The sequence below is a fragment of the Chryseobacterium turcicum genome, from assembly GCF_021010565.1.
Lineage (GTDB): Bacteria > Bacteroidota > Bacteroidia > Flavobacteriales > Weeksellaceae > Chryseobacterium > Chryseobacterium turcicum.
The window spans coordinates 1,497,483-1,516,285 of sequence record NZ_JAJNAY010000001.1; the positions used below are offsets into that span (position 1 = coordinate 1,497,483).

The window sequence follows — 18,803 nt, forward strand, 5'->3', positions numbered from 1 at the left end:
TATATTTTTTGAAGCCAGATTTCTTTTGAAGTCTGGCTTTTTTTGTGATGTGATTGGAAAATCTTGTCAAGATTAATTGCGGTTTAATATTTACCTTATCAAGGTTGTTAGATCAATAGAAACGGGCTTTAGCCCGTTCAGAAATTTAAAAATTCGTTTGGCTTTAGCCAAAATCTACTGCAAATTTATTTTAACATTAAAATCTTCAAATATTCGTAGAATTTCATTGAATTTTGTTTTGAAAATTTTCATACTTTTTAGATGATTTTTCCAAGTGAGTTCTTCAATTGATCCAACACCAAAATCTCCTCTCAAACAATTATAAAAAGCGGGGATGTTTCTCCCAAAATAACCTGCAATTCCATTGATTTCTTCACCAAGATTACAGAAGAATTCATCTAAATTGTGAAAATTATTGCCATCAATTTGAATCTTTAAATTTTCTTTTGAGTTTTCATAAAACGTATTGTTTAAAGCGAAAACTAACCAGCCTTGTAATTCATCCTTTTTAAAATTCTTCCAAATATTTTTATTATTAATTTGTTTATTCATCTTCATTTTCCAGGCTTTATAATAACCTTTCGGTTGATGCCAAACATAGGCGCTTAAACTGAGATTATTTTTCTCTGATTTTAAAATTTTAATATCACTAATAAATGTTCCTGTAAGAATTGTATTATCCTTATTTAAAAGATAAATGAAGCCTTGGTTGTCAAAATTAGCAGTTGCTTTTTCTATTTCTAATGCTAGCTGTGCTGGATTTTCAACATTCATTAATCTTAGTTGACGATAACCAAAATTTTTATTGTTGTTTTCAAGATTTTTTACTTGTTCAATATAAGTGATAATCTGGGGCTTTTCGAGTGTATCGAGCGCAAATGCAAACATAAAATTATTTTTTATAGCTAATTGAAACTATACTTCTTGTAAGACTTTAATACAGTTTTTTAAATCGGATAACCATTCTGTATTAATATCTTGATCATTTTTATATTTTTCATAAATATTTATAATGAATGGAAGATATTGTTCACCGTTTTTAATATTGAGTAAAGTATCGAAAAATAAAGTTCCGAAATTTTCCTTATGAAGTTCAGATAATATTAGTTCTTCAACTCTTTCATCATTGCGATTTGCAAGTCCCTTTATCGCTTCCTGTCTGATTTGGTCATTCTTTGATAAAGAATTTTTGTACAGAATATCTCTTATTTCTTTAGTGTCAGTTTCTATTTGTGTTCCTAAGCCAAAAGTTGCCCAATCACGTATTCTTAGACTTTTATCCTGTGCTAATTTTATAAGTATTTTTATGGCTGCTTTTCTTTTAATTCCGAGTAATGAAAAAGTTAAAGCATATCGAATATCTGTCGAATTAGAAATTTTAAATTTTTCTAAAACACTGAAATGTTTATTTTTAATGTACTTGTTGTTGTGGCCAACAGCAAACAAGCTTTTAGAAATTAACTTTTCATCGGAAGATGTTTCAAAAATTTCAAAAATTTTATCAAGCATTTGTGTTGCGAAACCTTTTCTATCTTGTCCAAGTTGTGATAAAACATCAATTCCAATTTCCTTAGATTTTAAATCATCAGAATCGATGAGCTCAAAACATTTTGAAATCATTTCTGCCGTGACAAATTTTCTAAGTTCGAATATTTGATTCCAGTAATTGTTATCGGTCTTTGCTTTGTATGCCTCTTCAAATAATTTTGTGACTTCCGATTCGTTCATTTGTATTTCGATAATAGTTTTGGGATAAAATTAATGAATTTCCAGACTACAAAAAAAGCCCCAGAAAAAATTCCGAGGCTTTGAAAAGTAAATTAGTAAGTCAAAAAATTATTTCACGATGAATCTCTTCACTTCACCTTCTGAAGTTTTTATTGAATAAACCCCGGTGTTTAGTTTTGAAGTGTCGATGGTTAAAGTGTTTTTCTCTTTTCCAAGAAGTTTTCCGCTCATATCGTACAATTCGTAACCTTGAGCTCTGTTGAAGTATAAGGTGTTTCCTTTGTTTACAGGATTCGGGAAGATATTGAAAGTAGCTTTTTCTTTTTTCGTTTCACCTGTAGCTAATGTTGGGGAAAGCATTACTTCGTACATCGATAGCGTTCCGCTGATTTCGTTGGCAACGATGACGTATCCTTTTCCGTTATTCATATTTGTGGGAGGAATATACGTAATTCCTTCGGGGCCGTTGTCTCCGCCAAATGCAGAAGTCGATCTCGAATGTTTGTAATCTGTAAAGGTTACATTGTTTGGGTCTGTTACATTATAAACCATTACGCCTCCGGTTCTTTCTAAAGTGATGAAGGCAAACGTTTGTCCGTTGATTGTTCCTAAAGTTACCCCTTCAGGTTCTGGACCTTTTGCACGACTTCGGCTTTTGGCACCGTTGGCTTCGTTATCAGCATTAAAAATTAAAGGATGGTTAGCTGCGATGTATCTTTCAAACTTGTCTCCGCTGTCGTAAACCAATTGTTTTGTATCTGCATTGAAAATTGAGAAAGATCTCGCTCCTAAAGCATGAATTTCTTCAAAATCTGTGTCTCCATCTGTGTTTCCGTTCACATTGGTCACTCTGAATCTTCCTAAATTATGCGAAGCTTTTAAAACAGAAGCATTCGGGAAAACTGCAGCGTCTAAAGTGTATCCGTTGGCGCCGACAGTTGTTCTTTCGCTGAATCCGCCTAAATCTTTTTCGTCACCTTCGTTGGCTGTCACTAAATAATTGGTAGATCCGACTTTGAAGGAAGCCATTGCATCTGGATTGTAATAAGCTTTTACTGGCCAGTTGGCAATAAGAATTTCACCATTATTGTCTGAAGCATCAAAACCATTTCCTGGAAGATTCATGTCTTTTTTACCTAATCCCCAAATGTTTCCTAACGTATTGTTGCTAAGGTTTACTTCGATAATTCCATTGTTTTCCTGACAAGAAACCCATGCTTTCTGGCTGTCTGAGCTTATGGCAATGTATTCCGGCTCAAGATCTTGTGCCAAAGTACTTGTTGATTTTACTTTTCTTCCACCAGAGCTGATAAATGCAGCTTCCTGACTGTTGTAACCTATGAAACCGAGTGTGGTAACATTCGATTGAGTTAAATTATTAATTCCACCTGAAATATCAATAATACTGATTGAGCCTTCCGGATCTACCGTATACGCGTCGTTTGGTTCGCCTTCGTTCGCGGTCATTACTTTTGTTCCGTCTGGAGTAAAGGTAATCATGTCTGGCAAAACTCCCACGGTTACTTGTTTTAGGAAGCTTCCGTTGATGTCGAAGAATACCACAGAGCCATTTTGCTGTGGATTGGTTCCGTTTGGTGAAGCTACAGCAACGATTCCGTTTTTCACGGCGATGCTTGTGATTCCGCCATAAGGAGCCATATTTACAGTGTTGATTACCGATGGTGATAACGGATTTGAAAAATTAATGATATCAAAAACGTCTGTTAAAGAACTTATCGTAAATAATCTTTGAGTTGTAGCATCGTGAACTACAATTTCTGTAGAGCTGCTGTTGTTTCCGGAAGGATCAAAACTTCCGATATAGTTTAATGAAATTTGGTTAGAAGGAACCGGAGCAGCTTTATCATTATCGATAATGTAAACGGTAGAAGTGTTGTCTCCGGTAATCGTTGTCCCCACAGGATTTTCCAGCCCTAAAACAAAATATTCGGCTTGTTGTTCTTCTAAAGTATCATCAATAATAGGAATGTTTACCGTAATACTTGTTGTAGAAGGTGTAATATTGATGGTTTGGCTTGTAAATGTAAAATCACTGCTGTTTGCGGTGTTAAAAGAGGCCGGTTTTACAACCAGATTCACCGTTGCGTTAGAAGGATTGTTAACATTTATTTTAAATGCCAAAGTTCCTGCATTTTCATTGACTTTAATTAAAGTTTTATCTAAAGAAATGCTTGTTCCTGCTGTTGTGAAAATACTTGATGTTGCTGTAGTTACTGCGTTGTCACTTGTATCTTCAACCATATTGGGTTTTAAAGCCAAATAATAAGCCTGATTCGGAAGCAGTGCTGTTGTAGGAATTACTGTGATTGCATTATTTGCGAATGTCGTCGTAAAGGGAACAACTGTTCCTGCTGCGTTATTTAATCTTAATTCTACAAGATTTTGTGCATTTGCAGAAGTAATCGCAGAGTTATCAATTAATCTTACATTTTCGTTAAAAGTAATCGTAGGATTTATGGTTGTAGAGGCGTTGTTAACATTGTTTGCAGGTAAATAAGCGACTGTTGGTGGAGTAGTATCGGTTCCGCCAACAGAAGTTGCATCTAGTGTAAAATTATCGAATCTGTTATTTCCAACAGTTCCGCCACCGCCTTGTGTAAATTCAACTTTTAATTTGAAATTTGGGTTATTTGAAACTCCTGTTACATTCGAAAAGTCAAATGTTATGAGTTGCGGATTGGCATCTTGTGAAGTAACCGTTTGATATGGTACAAAAGTAGTTCCGTCTAAAGAATAAGACCAATTTTGATTTCCTGCACCCGAACCTGATCTTCTTGTAGAAAATTTCACCACAACATTATTATATCCTGTCGTTGGCAAATTAAATTGTACATTTCCGTTGATTGGATAATTGTATCTCAAATGTGTTCCGGAAGCATCTCCGTTTCTTGCATTTAAATTATTTACATTAAAATTTTGTGATGTTCCACCAGCAAAATCAACAAAAGTATCTGTACTTCCTGTTCCTGTAGAAGTGGCAGTGATAGAACCGTTTAAAAGTGTTGAAGTAGGTGTTGTGATGGCAGCAACGGAAGCGTTATTATTAAAATTCCAATAGTGAACTAATGTGCTCTGTCCGGAAGCTAAACCGTGAAATAAAGCAGCAATAGGCAATAGACCTCTCAAAAAGTATTTGTTTTTCATTTTACTCAATTATAGATTTGTGCAAAAATGAGGCTTGAACATTGTGAGGCTTTTAATAGAAGTTTACGAAATGATTAATAATTTGATTGAATAATTGTTATTTTTTAAGTTATTGTTAATTTTATTGTTGTTAGAAATTGGATGATGTCCTTGGGATTTGTTGAAATGATGGGATTTTGAAACGAATCTTTCTATTCTAATCCCAAACCGACCATTTCAACAAACCGATGCTATCTGCAATATTTTATTTGTTTTCATTCCAATAATAGCTATCGGGATGAATTCTTTTTCCGAAAATAGCTGTACCCACTCTTACAATCGTTGCGCCTTCTGCGATAGCTGTTTCCAAGTCTCCACTCATGCCCATTGAGAGTTCTTGCATTTCCACATTAAAGATATTTAGCGTTATAATTTGTTGCTGAATATCTTTGAGTGTACGGAAACATTGACGTACTTTTTCAGTTTCGGTACTAAACAGGCCAATGGTCATCAAGCCTTTTATTTTAAGGCTTTCAAAATGTGCGAGTTGTTGTACCAATTCAATAGCATTTTCTGGATTAACACCAAATTTACTTTCTTCGTTTGAAGTATTTACTTGAATCAAAATTTCTATAGTTTTGTTTTCAAGCTGTAATCGATGGTGTAATTTTTCGGCTAAATCGAAGCGGTCCATCGACTGAATACAGGATACGTCGTATTTCAAAATATCTTTGATTTTGTTGGTCTGCAAATGTCCTATAAAATGATTGGTGTGTGGAATTTCTTGTAAGGATTGGTATTTCTCTCTAAGTTCCTGTGTTTTGTTTTCAGCTATCAGGGTACATCCTGTTTGTAATGCAATTTTAATATATTCAGCAGGTACAGTTTTAGTTGCCAATAGCAGCTTTACTTCATCAGGATTTCTATTACTCTGTTTGCAGGCATTAATTATTCGTTCCTGTATAATGGCAATGTTTTTTTTTATTTCTTCGTCCATAATAATGATATGAATAAAGGCGGAACCGATTAAGCCCGCCTTTTGTTTTACTTCCACCAATAGTAATAATTGTGATTGCCGTCATATTCAAAACCGCAACGTGGATATAATTTGTTTCCGATGTCGTTTGTTTTTTCGGTTTCAAGCATGAGTCCGCAAGCTCCAGTTTCATCACACCATTGTTTTGCTCGGTCTATCAGTGCTACCGAAAGTCCTTTACCTCTGTAATCAGGGTGTACAAATAAGTCACTCAATAACCATTGTTTTGCTAATTTTATATAATGATATAGCTTGTACAACTGTATAAAACCGACTGCTGTATCGCCTGCATACACTACAAAAATAGATGATTGGTCATTGTCTATTCTTTCCTTAATAAATTTCTTGCATTTTTCGTAATCCTCAGATTGACGATAGAAAACCCGATAAAGATTAAATAACTCCGCTGTTTTGTCTAAATCTTTTAGACTTACTTTTTTGATTTCGTACTCCATTGTTTAAAAATATTTTAATTGATAAGACAAAAGTATTTACAAACAGGACTATATTTGTAGTCCAATTTATATATAAAAGGTAGTCCAGAATGTTGCCATACGAACATATCATCATTATAGAAAAAGAAAGCAAAATTCCTGTATACAGACAGATTGCTATATCGATTATCAATGCTATTAGAAACGGGACTTTAAAAGCAGGAACCCATTTACCAAGTAGCCGTGAACTAGCCAAAACATTAGATATTCATCGGAAAACAGTAATTGCAGGGTATGAGGAATTGAATGCACAAGATTGGGTTACTATTGTTCCAAGAAAGTACATTGCCGTTTCAGAAAATATCCCTTTACTAAAACCGCAAAAATGGACTTCTGCGAAAATTTTATCTTTTGAGAATGATTTCAATCTTCCATTTAAAATCATAGAGCCTATTGAAAAAAATAATACGGCTATTATTCCTGAGATAATTATTGATGATGGGCATCCTGATGTAAGACTTTCTCCTATTAATGAGCTTTTAAAAACTTATCGGTCTTATACTTCAAATAAATATGCCATAAAAAATGCAAATATTGGAACTACGCAAGGAACTTTTAAACTTCGGGAAGCGCTGGTTAATTATTTGTATGAAACACGGGGATTAAATATTTCTGCTGAAAATATTCTGATAACGCATGGAGCTCAAATGAGTATTTATCTCGCTTCCCGATTACTTCTTGATACAAACTCGAATATCATTGTAGGAAAGCCAAATTATCCTCTTGCCAATAAAACATTTGAAGAAACAGGAGCTCATCTGATAGAAATCAACGTCGACGAAAACGGAATAGGCACCAAAGCTATTGAGCAACTATGTAAAGAGAAAAAAATTACTGCTGTATATGTTATTCCGCACCACCATTATCCTACAACGGTAACATTAAGTGTGGAAAGAAGAATGAAATTACTGGAATTGTCTCAACAATATTCATTTGCAATTATTGAAGATGATTACGACTATGATTATCATTATACATCATCGCCTTATTTACCTTTGGCAAGTGGTAACCACAATGGAAATGTAATTTATATAGGCTCTTTTTCTAAAATGTTAGACCCTGCTTTACGTATTGGATTTATGGTAGCTTCCAAAAATTTCATCGAACAATGTACAGCTTTCAGAAAAATAATAGACGTAAGTGGCGACGGGTATATGCAGAATGCTTTGGCTTTTCTAATTAAAGAGGGCGAACTGAAGCGTCATCTTAAAAAAGCAAAGAAAATCTATCATCAGCGTAGAGATTTTTTAGATGTATTGTTGAACGAAAAATTAGATAAATATGTCTCTTATACTTTACCTACGGGAGGAATGGCTATTTGGATTACATTTAATAAAGAATTTGATGTTGAAAAATTACAATCAAATAAAAAATTGAATATAGTGAGAATGGATACAGAGCTTAATTCATTCCGGTTTGGTTTTGCTTCAATGAACGAAGAGGAATTACGATTGGCAGTCAATGAGATAAGTGATATATTAATAAAGTGTTGATTTTTTGTTTGGCGAAATATCATCCAACATTTTGGGAATTGGTAGGATTTGTAGACGAATGTTTTAATTTAAAACTAAACCCAATATTACAATAGATTTATGTTATTTGCGGATGTTTTTTAAAGTTATTTTTGGTTTAAACTCAATTTGCTCACAGGCATAGCAATTTTCTTTTTTAAAAGATTGATATTCTCCAAATTTCGTTTTGTAAGTTTTATATCCAGTTTTAGAAACCTCAAAATCGGCATTACACCAGGCGAAAGGTAAGTCAAGTGGGGTGTGAAACCAATCTATTCTAGATTTTTCATCAAGAAAAAAGCTTCCATTTTTATCTGTTTTTACAGTTTGAGATTTAAATTCTGAATGTTCTTCATAGCCCCATTCTTTATTTTTCCATCTTTTTTCTTCAATTCTTGAAACCGTTGCATTTTGAATTGGTTTTCCATTTTCATCCACAATATTACCTGAAACTTTTGCTTCATAGATTACTTTTTGTGGACGAATAAAAAGTATGAGAAGTAAAATTCCTAAAAAGGCAAGAATTATTTTTATAATACGTTTTTTCATGGAATAGTAGATAGAACTCATGTTTATGTATTGAGCTAACATACATTAGTATGCTAATAATTTTTGATAAACATAGTTATCGTAAGATTTTTATTAAATTTTTCAGCAGTTTATTTCTTCCCTGAAACCCTCTCATAAATATTGTGAATCAAACCATCTGCAACAGAGATTTTAGGAACAAAAATTCTGGTGATTTCAGACCATGTCATCACGTTGTTGAAAATTCTTAAAGCGTGTGCCAAAACGTCTGCACGGTCCTGTCTCAGGTTGTAGAGACTCATTCTTTCATCTACGGTCAATGCATTGATGTCTTTATAGATTTTTTTCAAATAAGTTGCTGACATTGGTTTCCCATCTTTGGTTTTACTCATGGAAAAGGCTTTGTTGATATTTCCACCCGAACCAATGGCAACAATAGGTCTTTTACTGTTGATGTTTTTACGGATTTCCTCTTTCATTTCCTTCCAGTTGTCTTCGCTTACCAAATCGTTCAGCAATCTGATGGTTCCGATGTTGAAAGACCTTTCGTAGACCATTTTTCCGTTTTCGTAAAAGGTAAGTTCGGTAGACCCGCCACCAACATCTACATAAAGATACGCAAAATCTGTGTCGAGACCTTCTGCAACATGGTTTTCATAGACCAAAGTCGCTTCTTCGTCCCCGGAAATGATTTCGATGTCTATATCTGAAGTTTCTTTTACAATTTTAATGATTTCTGTGCCGTTTTCTGCATCACGCATCGCGCTGGTTGCACAAGCACGGTAATGTTCCACTTTATAGATTTTCATCAAATCGCTGAAAATTTTCATTGAATCGATGACCATTTTTTCTCGTTCTTCACCGATTTTTCCAAGAGTAAAAACATCCATTCCCAATCGCAGAGGGATGCGCAGAAGATTTAATTTAATAAATTCTGGTTTTCCATGTTGAATTTTTACCTCATTGATTAAAAGTCGGGCTGCATTACTTCCTATGTCTATCGCTGCAATAATCATTGTTGATTGTATTTTATTGAAATTCAGTTTTTTAATTAAAATAGAGTATTACTCAATATTTAATATACAAAATTAAATTATTTGTGATGATTTCTGTGGCTATTTTAAACTTTTTTAATCATTAAAACTGCTGGCTCAGTAACAATTATTAAGACTCAATAAACTGATTTAAGCATTTCACTTAATGCTTTACTTCAATGAATCTGAATTATTATTTTATCCTTAAAAATTGAATACTCTTAAAGGTTCAAAAAAATTATCATTAGCTAAAATTTTTTATCTTCTACACAAACTATTTTTTTGTAGTTTTTGCTTTTAAATATTTATAGGTTTCAATCTGCGAGCGGCATTCTTTTTCGCCATTGTTGATGTACTCGTTGCTCAGTTTTTTGTCTAAAATTCTCGCCTTTACATTATCTTTTAATTGAATGTCAAGAATATCTTTCAATTCTTTTTTGAGGTTTTTATCAGAGATTTTTGCGGCTGCCTCTATTCTATAATCCAAATTTCTATTCATCCAATCGGCAGAAGAAATGTAGATGTCTTCAGAACCTTTATTGTAAAAATACATCACTCTTGCATGCTCCAAATATTCATCTACAATGCTAATTGCTTTAATTTTTTGTTTAAAGTCTTTCTGATTAATGGCACAATAAATTCCTCTTACAATCATTTTAATCACCACTCCTGCTTCTGCAGCCTCGTACATTTTAATAATTAAGGCACGGTCACTTACAGAATTTGCTTTAATAATCATTTCTGCTTTTCTTCCAGCTTTGGCTTCTTCAATTTCTTTATCGATGTGATGCACGATTTTTTCGCGCATAAATTGCGGACAAACCATTAGTTTTTTACAAGTCTTTAGAACGGGGAGATAATCTTCTTTTGGTTTTTTGAGTACTGTGAAAACTTTATTAATATCTGCCATAATGCCTCTGTCAGAAGTCATAATCAGATGGTCGCCATATATTTTGGCAGTTTTTTCATTAAAATTTCCGGTGCTTACAAAACCATATTGCAGGGTTTTGTTTTGTACCCGTTTTTTGATAATACACAATTTGGCGTGTACTTTTTTGTCAGGAATTCCTATTAAAACAGTGATTCCTTCAGGTTCAAACATTTCTTTCCACATCAAATTCGATTCTTCATCAAATCTTGCCTGAAGTTCAAGCATTACGGTCACATCTTTGCCATTTCTGGCAGCATAAATTAGCGCATTGCTTATTTTCGAATTACTCGCCAAACGGTAAGCAGTAATCTGAATAGATTTTACATCGGGATCCATTGCTGCTTCACGCAACAAATCAATAACCGGAGTATAGGTGTGGTACGGAAAGCTCAGCAAAACATCTTGTTTCTGAATAACGTCTGTTATTCTTTCGCCATGCTCAAAAGCCTGATGGGTAAAAGAAGTTCTTTCTACCGGTTTTTTTGTGTATTCAATAACATCTGGGAAATCCATAAAATGTTTGAAATTATGAATTTTTCCCCCGGGAATTATGCTGTCTTTTTTGCTTAAATTTAATTTTCGGATGAGCAATTCGAGCATTGCTTTATCCATATCTTTATCAAAAACAAAACGGGTAGGTTTTCCTTTTCTACGGTTTTTAAGGCCTTTTTCTATTTTTTCGGCAAAATTGGTTTTGATGTCGTTATCAATATCCATTTCTGCATCTTTGGTTACCTTAAAAGCATTGGCAGAAAATTCATCATATCCGAAATAAGAAAAAATATGTGGGAGATTGAAGGTGATAACATCCTCAAGCAACATAACGTTTTTTTCTTCAGGGTCTTCGGTAGGTAAGAGTACAAATCGCCCAACAAACCTTGACGGAATCTCAATAATTGCGTAGTTGCTGTGGTAATTCCAGTCTTTTTTTCTCATGGCAACACCCAGATACAAACTTTTGTCTCTCATGTAAGGCATGGGTGTATTTTCGTGAAGGAGAATAGGGATGACGTTTGCTTCTACCACCTCGTCAAAATATTGCCTTACAAATTCTTTCTGTTTGGCAGTGATATTTTTTGAAGTTTTAATGAAAACTTTCTGCTCAGCCATTTCAAGCTGAATTTTTTTCCATGTTTTATCGAAATCTGCTTGTTGGGTAATAACAATTTCGTTAATTCTCTGAAGAATTTTTGAGGGGGGCTGATAAAATGATTCGGCAATTACTTTTTCTTTAAAATCCATGGCGCGTTTCAGACCTGCAACACGCACTCTGAAAAATTCATCCAGATTATTAGAAAAAATCCCAAGAAAACGAATTCTGAGATGAAGCGGCACGTTTTCGTCCATTGCTTCCTGTAAAACTCTTTCGTTAAATGCTAACCAGGTAACATCTCTGGGATTAAAGTGTAAAGACATATTTGTGTGTATAGTTTATCAAAAATACTAATAAAACTGTTCTTTAATGAGATTTTAAAGTTAATTCTTAATTAAATTTTTAGTTGAAAGAAAAAAGAAGAAAGGAGTAGAGAAGTGCTGGTGAAAACTAAATTTAAATAACGATTATTTATTCTAAATATGTAAATTGGAGCCAAATCGTACATAATTTAACACAAAAAAAACTTTAGTATGGTTTAAGTAAAGTAGTTAAAATTGGCGTCAAAAAATAAAAAAAAGGTTCAATATTAAAACTTTGATATTTAAAAACTGTCAATTTGTCACAAAAATTCTAATGGTACAGATATTGAGAAACTGAGAGTGTAATCAAGTTTAAAAATTAGAAAAAATATAAATATTATGAGTAAAATAATCGGAATTGACTTAGGTACAACCAACTCTTGCGTTGCTGTAATGGAAGGTAAGGATGCTGTAGTTATCCCTAATGCTGAAGGTAAAAGAACAACACCTTCTATCGTAGCGTTTACAGAAGATGGTGAAAGAAAAGTAGGTGATCCTGCAAAAAGACAGGCTGTAACTAACCCTACAAAAACGGTATATTCTATTAAAAGATTTATCGGTACACACTTTAAAGAAGATGCTAAAGAAATTTCTAGAGTACCTTATAAAGTAGTTGCTGGACCAAACGATACCGTAAAAGTAAAAATTGACGACAGAGAATATACGCCACAAGAGATTTCTGCAATGACTCTTCAAAAAATGAAGAAAACTGCTGAAGATTATCTTGGACAAGAAGTAACAAGAGCGGTAATCACTGTTCCGGCTTACTTTAACGATGCTCAAAGACAAGCGACGAAAGAAGCTGGAGAAATTGCAGGTCTTAAAGTAGAAAGAATCATCAATGAGCCTACAGCAGCAGCTTTGGCTTATGGAATGGACAAAACAAATAAAGACCAAAAAATCGCAGTTTACGATTTAGGAGGTGGTACTTTCGACGTTTCTATCCTAGATTTAGGAGATGGAGTTTTTGAAGTATTGTCTACAAACGGTGATACGCACTTAGGAGGTGATGACTTTGATGATGTAATCATCAACTGGATGGCAGACGAATTCAAAGCTGAAGAAGGTGTTGAGTTGAAAGCTGACCCAATCGCTTTACAAAGATTGAAAGAAGCAGCTGAAAAAGCAAAAATCGAGTTGTCTTCTTCTGCTCAAACAGAAATCAACCTTCCATACATCACTGCTACAGCGACTGGTCCTAAACACTTAGTGAAGACTTTAACTAAAGCTAAATTCGAGCAGTTAGCTGCAGACTTAGTAAGACGTTCTATGGAGCCTTGTAAAAAAGCGCTTTCTGATGCAGGTCTTTCTATCTCAGATATCGACGAAGTAATCTTGGTAGGTGGTTCTACAAGAATCCCAATCATCCAGGAAGAAGTTGAGAAATTCTTCGGTAAAAAGCCTTCAAAAGGAGTTAACCCGGATGAGGTTGTAGCAATTGGTGCAGCAATCCAAGGTGGAGTTTTAACTGGAGATGTAACTGACGTGCTTTTATTAGACGTTACGCCACTTTCTTTAGGTATCGAAACAATGGGTTCTGTTTTCACTAAATTAATTGAAGCGAACACGACGATTCCAACTAAAAAATCTGAAGTATTCTCTACAGCTTCTGACAACCAGCCAGCTGTAAGCATCAGAGTAGGACAGGGGGAGAGACCAATGTTCAACGATAACAAAGAAATCGGTAGATTCGATTTGACAGATATTCCACCAGCACAAAGAGGAGTTCCTCAGATTGAAGTAACTTTCGATATTGATGCGAATGGTATCTTAAGCGTTTCTGCTAAAGATAAAGGTACAGGTAAAGAGCAGTCTATTAAAATTCAGGCTTCTTCAGGTCTTTCTGACGAAGAAATCGAAAGAATGAAAAAAGAAGCTCAAGAAAACTCTGTAGCTGATAATAAGAGAAAAGAAGAGGTTGAAGTATTCAACAAAGCTGACGGATTGATTTTCCAAACTGAAAAGCAATTGACAGAATTTGGTGATAAATTATCAGCTGACAAAAAAGCGGCTATCGAAACTGCTCATGCAGAATTGAAAACTGCTTTCGAAGCTCAAAATGCAGAAGAAGTAAAAGCTAAAACTGAAGTTTTAGATGCAGCTTGGATGGCAGCTACAGAAGAAATGTATGCTCAAGGCCAAGGTGCTGAAGCAGGAGCTCAACAAACTCAAGGTCAAGCAAACGGAGCAGAAGATGTTCAGGATGCTGATTTTGAAGAAGTGAAGTAAGACTCAGTGAGTCATAATAAATAAGAATCCCCAAGCTTACGCTTGGGGATTTTTTTTAGATAGTTGAATGAAAAATTATTTTATCATTGCTTTAATAGTATTGAAGTAATCACCATAAGATTCAATTTTGTGAGGAAGTTTATTCATTTGAATTAAAAATGATAATTACAATAAAGGAGACATAAAGTTTATTATTTACAGGTAGCGAAAATGAATACATAGAATAAAAATAACATTCTTAAAGAAACCGAAATAATTATTGATAACAAACTGTCATAAACTACCGAATTGTAAATGGCTAGTACATGCATCTTAAATTGTTTAATATCCTTTAATTTAATAACTATACTCTTTTTATCAATACTTTAATGCGATAAAAAAATAAGCTCTCATTTCTGAGAGCTTATTCTATTTAATTAATTGGTTATTCTTTAATGAATTTTCTCTGAGCTGTGCCCTGAATATCATCAATATCAATTACGTATAGACCGTTGATTAATCTGCTTACGTCAATCTTGTTATTTAAGATTACTCCGCTAGAGATTACCTGACCAGCTGCACTGTAAATGTTATATTTCGCTTTTTTACTGATATTCTTAACATTTAAAATTGATTTAACAGGATTTGGATAAATCAAAATATCTGTTTGATTAACAGTATTTGCTGTTGGCAATTGAGAGATTCTCACTGTATAGTCTTCCACTTCACCATCAGTAAAGCTTACACAACTTACAGGAATAGCGTCTTTAGACATTGCCACTCTCATTACCACATATTTATTGGTAGATCCTAAGAAAGCATTAGAAGGTACCGTAAAGGTAGCACTTGCAGTAGGATTCGTATTAGGGCCATCTGCTAAAATCCTTTCGTCAAGATCAAAAGCTCCGTTTCTGTTGAAGTCAATCCAAACGGCTACTCCAGCTTTCGCACCTGAGCTAATTGTTTTATCAATTATAATTTGGTTACCTACAGAACCTTGAACCATATCAATAAACTTCGTAGGAACCGTTGTATAGTCTGAATAAGCTGAACCTGCTGTAATATTAATCATCTGAGGTTTACCCGCTGGCTTCGCTGTTACTTTTGAAATAAATTCAGAACCAAAGTTTGTTGAATGCATTGGGCAATAAACAACTGTTGGTGTTGTAAAGTAGTACTCTGGTGTGAAGTTACCCGGTGTACCCGTACAAACATTTGCTACCTGCATTTCATATTTCGTAAGTTCTAATAATCCTGTAAGGGTATAGGTATTATTACTTACGTTAATTGTCGTCCAGCCTGGTAATCCAACTTTTCTGTATTTTAATATGTAATTATTAGTAGCTCCAGGACCTGTGTAAGCACTCCAAACTACTTCTGCTGATGTAGGATTTAACTGAGTGATTGTTAATCCTGGAGGCGGAATTTCGCAAACTCTAACCGTAGTAAACACTTGAGATGTAGACCAAGGGTTAAACGTTCCAGATCCAATACACTTATTTCTTACCTGAACCTCATACGTTTTATATGAACTTAAGCCTGTAAGAAGGTAACTATTAGCAGGAGGTTGCGGAGTAGTAACGGGGAACCATGTTCCTGTACCAACTTCTTTCCACTGTAGTTCATAAGTAGCACCAGCTGCAAGCGGGTTCCAAGTTACTAAAGCTGATGTTGGGGTAATACTAGTTACTGTCACATTTGGAGGAGTAGGGTCACATTTGGTTTTAAATTCGCTATGTGAGAATAATCCTACATTCGTAATATTACAAACTGCTGCAACTTCCACTTCATAATCAGTGAATGGTAACAAGTTGGAAGGGAAAGTATAAGTACCTGCTGTTACAGTAATAGGACCAGTGTTTGGCAACCAAGCACTACCCGTCCCTAAAGGTCTGTATCTTATTTGATAAGTAGCTCCTCCGGGATCTTGAGGCCAAGTAAGCGTTGCTGAATTATGGGTAATAGAAGCTGGTACTACTGTCACTACAGGAGTAGCATTATTACAAACTCTTAGTAAAATATTATCAATTGCAGCCGGAGGCTGTGTGCCAAGGCTTCCGTCATTTCTCCATTCGAAGACTAAACGCATTATACCACCTGCGTATGCAGTTAAGTTTAAGTTTGTATTAGAAAATGTTTGCCATGTACCTTGAAGTTGGTATTGTCCTACTTGTATTCTATTTGTACCTGCAGCAATTTGAGTTCCGGGTACAGGCATAACAGTAGTTGGTACCAACCAAACTCTTAGATAATCCAAATTGTTTTCTCCTTGAGACTTCCAGTCAAAAGAAAAAGAAGCAATTGTAGTTCCTGCCGGAATCTGAATATCTCTAAATGCTTGTACTGTAGTTGCCGTGTGAGAATATGCATTCGTTACACCGTTATCATTAGATATATATAATGATTGAGCAGTGTTTCCTGTTGCAGTACCACGTACCCACTTATTTGTCTGTGTTCCGTTTAATAATCCTAAATCATTACCTCCTGTAAAGTTTTGACTATAAGGCAGTGTTGCCGGAATCTGTGTTGTTGTAAAGCTTGGCCCACCAATCCAGATGCTCGCATCTGTTGTGCTACATCTTGCTCTTACCCACCAATAATACGTTGTATTAGGAGTCAACCCAGCTAAAGGAACTGATGTTGCAGTCGTGTTTCCTGTTGGGAGTGTCGTCGCAATTGGAGGTGTAGGATTTGTTGATAAATAATATTCATATCCTATCGCAGGTGGCGGTACAGTGGCTGTCCAGCTTATGGTGGCAGTCGCTGAAGTTATAGCAGCTACTGCGGGTGCTGTAGGTAATTTACAGGTAGGAATAAGTAAATTTATATTATCAATAGCACCTGCAGGTGGAGTACCGACACTTCCGTCATTTCTCCACTCAAAAACCAGACGTACAGTAGCTCCTGAGAAGCTTGTTAAGTTTACGTTTGTATTTAGGTAGGTTTGCCATGCAGTTTGTGCGTTTAAATTTCCTCCTATTTGAATTCTTCCTGTGCCTGCTGTAATTTGAGCACCCGCTGTTGGGGTAAAAGAAGAGGGCACAAGCCATACTCTTAAGTAGTCACAACATGATTCTCCCATTGCAAGCCAGTCAAATGATAAAAGTGCAGGTGATGCAGCAGTTGTTCCTGTTGGTACTGCAATATCTCTGTAAGCCTGAACAATACTTGATGAAGTGTTGGTATAGTTATTTGTTACTCCATTGTCATTAGAGATATAAATAGAGCTAGGTATATTCCCTACAGTATTCCCATAAACCCATTTGTTCGTTTGAGATCCGTTTATAAAACCGAAATCATTTAGAGTTGAAAAATTTTGGTTGTAAGGAAGGGTAGCAGGTATTTGCGTAGTTGAAAACCCTCCACCTGCAGTCCATATACTAGAATCTGTTGCGCTGCAAACTGCACGAACCCAAAAATAATATGTAGTACTTGGTGAGAGTGTATTTAAAAGAACTGACGTTGTGGTACTTGCACCTGAAGGAATAGTTGTGCTAGTTGGTGGTGTAGAACTTGTAGAAATGTAATATTGATACCCATTGGCAGGAGCAGGGGTGATGCCTGTCCATGAAATCGTAGCATTTGTTGTTGTTATTGTATTAACAGCTAATGCAGTAGGTGCACTACAAGTAGGAATCAGCATATTAATGTTATCAATAGCACCTGCAGGTGTAGTACCTACACTACCATCATTTCTCCATTCAAAAACAAGACGTACATTAGCTCCTGCAAACGTTGCCAAGTTGATGTTTGTATTGGTGTAAGTTTGCCAAGTAGTTTGTTCGTTTAAGTTCGCTCCTAGTTGAATTCTACCTGCCCCTGCAGTAATTTGTGTTCCTGGTGTAGGTGTAAAAGTAGTAGGGACTAGCCAAATTCTAAGGTAATCACAACATGCTTCTCCCATCGCTCTCCAGTCAAATGATAATGTGGCTGGTGAAGTAGCTGTGGTACCCGTTGGAACTACAATATCTCTATACACCTGAACAACGCTTGAAGATGTATTAGTATAATTATTTGTAGTACCATTATCATTGGAAATATAAATAGAATTTCCCGCATTACCTGCCGCTGAACCATATGCCCATTTATTGACCTGGGTTCCATTCAGCAAAGTAAAGTCATTGCTCGTGTTAAAATCTTGAGTGTATGGTAAGGTTGCAGCTTGCGCATGAAGCAGCGGTATGAAACCAAAATTAATAAAACACAAAAGAAGTAATAAAGAAGTAAAGGTTTTAATCATATATTAAATTATTTATTAGTAACAAAATTAGTTATTTTTTTTATAAAATTTTAATTTTCTAACATGAATATAATGAATGAATTATTTTTTGTAAATTAATATTGTGAAAATGATAATATTGTTCGCTGTATTCTGTTTTTTAATGCCAAAAAGTGAATTATTTACTTTTTTTGTATAGATTTTAGTGGTTTTTATTATTAAATCTGTTTAAATTTTTTTGAGAAACGAATTCCGAAAAAAAAATCAGCAATTTTAAATTGCAAAAAAGAACTGAAATCTGGAACTCATAAGAAAATATAAACTGGATAATTGGATTTTAGCCTTTTTAAGCAAGGGAAAACGGGGACAACAAGATTTGATTTAGGGAAAATATTTGAATTAAAACAGGTTGGGTTAAATTCACTTACAATAATAAATACTTTTTTAATGAGTCTTTATAATTTAAAATTAAAAGTCTATTTAAGTTTTATTAATTTAAATCCTGTATGATTGGC

11 protein-coding genes are annotated in these 18,803 nt (G+C 34.7%); 2 read left to right on the forward strand and 9 right to left on the reverse strand.

From position 1 onward, the window contains the following. Positions 1 to 174 precede the first annotated feature (174 nt). From LO744_RS06865 to LO744_RS06885, 5 genes are all read right to left on the reverse strand, one after another. The gene (locus LO744_RS06865; protein ID WP_230668319.1) at positions 175 to 888 is read right to left on the reverse strand and encodes a barstar family protein; all 714 of its coding nucleotides are present in this window, start codon (positions 886 to 888) and stop codon (positions 175 to 177) included. Between the two features lie 27 nt (positions 889 to 915). Beyond that, complete coding sequence (locus LO744_RS06870) at positions 916 to 1,728, reverse strand: hypothetical protein (RefSeq protein WP_230668321.1); 813 nt, start codon at positions 1,726 to 1,728, stop codon at positions 916 to 918. Positions 1,729 to 1,836: 108 nt separating this feature from the next. Next, positions 1,837 to 4,893, reverse strand: a complete 3,057-nt coding sequence (locus LO744_RS06875) for a choice-of-anchor I family protein (protein WP_230668323.1) — start codon at positions 4,891 to 4,893, stop codon at positions 1,837 to 1,839. Positions 4,894 to 5,137: 244 nt separating this feature from the next. Then, on the reverse strand, positions 5,138 to 5,869 hold the full coding sequence (locus LO744_RS06880; RefSeq protein WP_230670500.1) for a YggS family pyridoxal phosphate-dependent enzyme: 732 nt from the start codon (positions 5,867 to 5,869) through the stop codon (positions 5,138 to 5,140). 47 nt (positions 5,870 to 5,916) lie between these two features. After that, on the reverse strand, positions 5,917 to 6,363 hold the full coding sequence (locus tag LO744_RS06885; protein WP_230668324.1) for a GNAT family N-acetyltransferase: 447 nt from the start codon (positions 6,361 to 6,363) through the stop codon (positions 5,917 to 5,919). Between the two features lie 89 nt (positions 6,364 to 6,452). Between LO744_RS06885 and pdxR the strand changes: the two genes are divergently transcribed. Then, on the forward strand, positions 6,453 to 7,895 hold the full coding sequence (gene pdxR / locus LO744_RS06890) for a MocR-like pyridoxine biosynthesis transcription factor PdxR (protein ID WP_230668325.1): 1,443 nt from the start codon (positions 6,453 to 6,455) through the stop codon (positions 7,893 to 7,895). A 102-nt stretch (positions 7,896 to 7,997) separates the two neighbouring features. On the opposite strand, the gene LO744_RS06895 is transcribed toward pdxR, so the two are convergent. The 3 genes from LO744_RS06895 to ppk1 all read right to left on the reverse strand — a co-directional run bounded on the left by LO744_RS06895 (position 7,998) and on the right by ppk1 (position 11,822). Then, positions 7,998 to 8,483, reverse strand: coding sequence for a transthyretin-like family protein (locus LO744_RS06895; RefSeq protein WP_230668326.1), 486 nt, complete (start codon positions 8,481 to 8,483; stop codon positions 7,998 to 8,000). A gap of 89 nt (positions 8,484 to 8,572) precedes the next feature. Further along, a complete protein-coding gene (locus LO744_RS06900; protein ID WP_230668327.1) occupies positions 8,573 to 9,457 on the reverse strand; it encodes a Ppx/GppA phosphatase family protein in 885 nt (294 codons plus the stop codon). A gap of 292 nt (positions 9,458 to 9,749) precedes the next feature. Next, positions 9,750 to 11,822, reverse strand: coding sequence for a polyphosphate kinase 1 (ppk1, locus tag LO744_RS06905; protein WP_230668328.1), 2,073 nt, complete (start codon positions 11,820 to 11,822; stop codon positions 9,750 to 9,752). Positions 11,823 to 12,200: 378 nt separating this feature from the next. Between ppk1 and dnaK the strand changes: the two genes are divergently transcribed. Next, positions 12,201 to 14,090: a molecular chaperone DnaK gene (gene dnaK / locus LO744_RS06910; protein ID WP_230668330.1), complete on the forward strand. Its 1,890-nt coding sequence runs from the start codon at positions 12,201 to 12,203 to the stop codon at positions 14,088 to 14,090. Positions 14,091 to 14,514: 424 nt separating this feature from the next. Here dnaK and LO744_RS06915 read toward each other — a convergent pair whose 3' ends face one another. After that, positions 14,515 to 18,309 carry a fibronectin type III domain-containing protein gene (locus LO744_RS06915; protein WP_230668335.1) on the reverse strand — a complete coding sequence of 1,265 codons (3,795 nt, stop codon included), beginning with the start codon at positions 18,307 to 18,309 and terminating at the stop codon, positions 14,515 to 14,517. Between the last annotated feature and the right edge of the window lie 494 nt (positions 18,310 to 18,803).